Origin of the sequence: Streptomyces cacaoi, assembly GCF_006539165.1 — a bacterium.
GTDB classification, from domain to species: Bacteria; Actinomycetota; Actinomycetes; order Streptomycetales; family Streptomycetaceae; genus Streptomyces; species Streptomyces cacaoi.
In genome coordinates, this window is record NZ_BJMM01000157.1 from 1 (window position 1) to 1,762 (window position 1,762).

General features: G+C 73.5%; 1 protein-coding gene. It reads left to right on the top strand.

Annotated elements, in window-relative coordinates; all coding sequences use genetic code 11:
• Window positions 1–1,762: type I polyketide synthase (locus tag SCA03_RS34705; protein WP_141275896.1), on the top strand; the 1,762-nt coding region annotated here is incomplete at both ends.

A 1,762-nucleotide genomic window follows, 5' to 3' on the forward strand; every position in this document is an offset into this window, starting at 1 on the left:
CGGGGTGTCCTCGCCGGAGGATCTGTGGCGCCTCGTCACCGACGGCGTCGACACCGTCTCCGACCTCCCCGCCGACCGCGGCTGGAACATCGAGGACATCTACGACCCGGAGCCCGGCAAGGAAGGCCGGACCTACACGCGGCGCGGCAGCTTCCTGTACGACGCCGCCGACTTCGACCCCGCGTTCTTCGGCATCTCACCGCGCGAGGCGGCATGGATGGACCCCCAGCAGCGGCTGCTCCTGGAGTCCTCCTGGGAGGCCCTGGAGCGCGCCGGGATCGACCCGGCGACCCTGCGCTCCAGCCCCACCGGCGTCTTCACCGGCGTCATGTACCACGACTACGCCCTCAACGCCTCGCCCTCGGGCACCAGCGGCGGCAGCGTCGTCTCCGGCCGGGTCTCCTACACGCTCGGCTTCGAGGGACCGGCCGTCACCGTGGACACGGCGTGCTCCTCGTCCCTCGTCGCCCTGCACCTCGCCGTACAGGCGCTGCGCTCCGGCGAGTGCGACCTGGCGCTCGCCGGGGGCGCCACCGTGATGTCGACGCCCGGCATGTTCCTGGAGTTCAGCCGGCAGCGCGGACTGTCGCCGGACGGACGCTGCAAGGCGTTCGCGGCCTCGGCGGACGGCGTCGGCTGGTCCGAGGGCGCGGGCGTGCTGCTCGTCGAGCGGCTCTCGGACGCCGTCCGCAACGGACACCCCGTGCTGGCCGTCGTCCGCGGTACGGCGGTCAACCAGGACGGCGCCAGCAACGGATTCTCCGCCCCCAACGGACCTGCGCAGCAGCGGGTGATCGGCCAGGCGCTCGCCAACGCCCGGCTGTCCCCCGCCGACGTGGACGCGGTGGAGGCGCACGGCACGGGGACGACGCTGGGTGACCCGATCGAGGCGCAGGCGCTCCTGGCGACCTACGGGCAGGGCAGGGACGAGGAGCGTCCGCTGCTGCTGGGGTCGGTGAAGTCCAACATCGGCCACGCCCAGGCGGCCGCCGGTGTGGCGGGTGTGATCAAGATGGTGGAGGCCATGCGGCACGGCGTGCTGCCGCCGACCCTCCACGTGGACGAGCCCTCACCGCACGTCGACTGGTCCGAGGGCTCCGTGGAGCTGCTGACCGAGCAGCGCGACTGGCCGGCCGACCCGGCGCGCCCGCGCCGCGCGGCCGTCTCGGCGTTCGGCATCAGCGGTACCAATGCGCACGTCGTCCTCGAACAGGCTCCCGAGCCCGACGACGAGCCCGTACCGATGGTGGAGCCGGTCCCGACGACGGAGCCCGCCCCGACGACGGAGCCCGGCGCCGGGCACGAGAGTCCGCTGCCCTGGCTGATCCGCGGCGCCACCCCCGATGCGCTCCGGGACCAGGCACAGCGGCTGCGGACCCACCTCGAAACCCGTCCCGAGCCGGCGCCGCTGGACATCGCCGTCTCGCTCGCCACCACCAGGACGGCGCTCGAATGCCGCGCGTCCATCGTCGGGACGAGCCGGGAGGACCTCCTGGCCGGCCTCACCGCGCTGGCACAGCCCGGCCCGGTGACCGCACCAGGCACCTACCTGGCCACCGCACGCACCGACGACGCGACCGCGTTCCTCTTCTCGGGCCAGGGCGCGCAGCGCCTGGGCATGGGCCGTGAGCTGTATGAGCGGTTCGGCGTGTTCGCCGAGGCGTTCGACGCGGTGTGTGCCGGTCTGGATGTGCAGCTGGATCGTCCGCTCAAGGAGGTCGTCTGGGGCGGGGACGCCGATCTGCTCGGCCGGACGGTGTGG